Genomic DNA, 1,593 nt, shown 5'->3' with positions numbered 1-1,593 from the left:
GTGGTGCGGACGGCTCAAGTATGCCAGCCATGACGGTTGGTGACTTTTGGCCCTGTCAGGCCGGGTCGGCCAACCGTAGTCTGCACAGAGGAGGCGTGGCCATGATGATGGGTTTCCACGGGAATTGTTGGGACGTAGTTGCCGCAGCTGTCGTGGCTGACGAAACAGCAGGCCACCAGAAGCGGCTCCGATGAGGTGCGCTAAGAACCGAGGTATTGGGCCTCCACAAAGGATTCAAGGGGATTTCATGGTCGAACAGCAGAAAAAGCAGGGCTTCCGCGTACCGGACAGGTATCGGGTGAGAAGCGGCACCACTCGGCGGACTGAAGTGGGGCTAATCGACGAGAAAACAGGGGAATTCCTGGCCGAACTCGTTACCCTGGGGGCCGAATGTTGTTACCGTCCGCGAAGTGCGGTTGAATGCGGAATCACTGTCGTCCAGGACGGGCGGCCTGCCATGGCCGCTGCCAGCGGCCCGAACGCCCGAGTCCTGGAGGATCTTCAGTACAGCAGTGGTACGGGGCCGTGCGTGACGGCTTTGGGGCTCGATGGCGCCCTACTCGTCCAGGATCTCAGCATGGAGCGCCGGTGGCCCGACTATTCAGCCGCAGCGTCAGCCATCAATGTCAGGTCCATTTTGTCGGTGCCACTGGAGCTAGGCGATACATCCCATGCTGTCCTGAACTTGTACTCCGAGCACAGCGGGTATTTCACCAGCTCAGATGCTGTAACAATTGCTTCCTTTGCCCAGATTGCCTCGGAGGCGCTGAAGCTGAACCTGGTCATTGCGCAGCTGCGGGAACAATGCGACGAACTCAAGGTCGCCATTATTTCCCGAACCGCTGCCGATATCGCGATCGGAGCAATCATGGCTCAGCACCGCTATGGCCGGGAAGAGCCGTTGAAGCTCCTGTTCGGACGGTGAGCCAATGGATTATCAACCTCACGGAGGCCACCCAGGCCATGAACACATCCTCAACATGCGAACCACAGGTCCCCGCGAGTTGATGAACAAGTCAAGGGAATCCATGCATCGGGCCAGGTTCTCGGCACCCGACATGGCGAAGGCCTCCACCAACCATGGGCTCAGGAATTCCCTTACCTGAAGAACGTCACATAGCGACCATGAAGGATTCGTGGCCCACGGATGCCTCGCCATGGTTGAGAGAGTGCAGGTGCACTTGCGGGAACGGTTGCGGAGGTGTTCTTCAGGGGCTGGTTGAGCTGCACGCCTACGATGGTGGTCCGTTAGCGAGTTTTGTTTCCTTGGCCGGGGGTCTGGGTGCTGGCACCGGTAGCGGGGACTGTCCAGATCAGGGAAGTGCCCTGTCCTGGTGTGCTGTCGATGCTGCAGGTGCCACCCAGTGCTGTGGCCCGGTGTTGAATGTTGGACAGTCCGTTGATGTGGTGGGGGTTCTCGTACCCGTCGCCGTCATCTGTGATCGTAAGCGAGACCGTGTGCTGGCCGACATCGATTCCGACGCTGACCTCTCCGGCGCCGGAATGTCTGACGGCGTTGCTCAGTCCTTCCGTGACGACCGCCATCAAGTCTTCGACCACAGCATCTGACAGTCCGCCGTCGACGAGCCCTGC

The 1,593-nt window shown here is 59.7% G+C and carries 2 protein-coding genes; one reads left to right on the top strand and one right to left on the bottom strand.

From position 1 onward, the window contains the following. The first annotated feature begins 247 nt into the window (after positions 1-247). Positions 248-925: a GAF domain-containing protein gene (locus CVV68_RS22875; protein WP_170133337.1), complete on the top strand. Its 678-nt coding sequence runs from the start codon at positions 248-250 to the stop codon at positions 923-925. A gap of 323 nt (positions 926-1,248) precedes the next feature. On the opposite strand, the gene CVV68_RS22870 is transcribed toward CVV68_RS22875, so the two are convergent. After that, positions 1,249-1,593 (bottom strand): sensor histidine kinase (locus tag CVV68_RS22870; RefSeq protein WP_211320978.1); only part of this gene is annotated, 345 nt, incomplete at its 5' end.

It is taken from the genome of Arthrobacter livingstonensis, from assembly GCF_003219815.1.
Lineage (GTDB): Bacteria > Actinomycetota > Actinomycetes > Actinomycetales > Micrococcaceae > Specibacter > Specibacter livingstonensis.
This window is presented reverse-complemented; position numbering and strand designations above follow the sequence as displayed.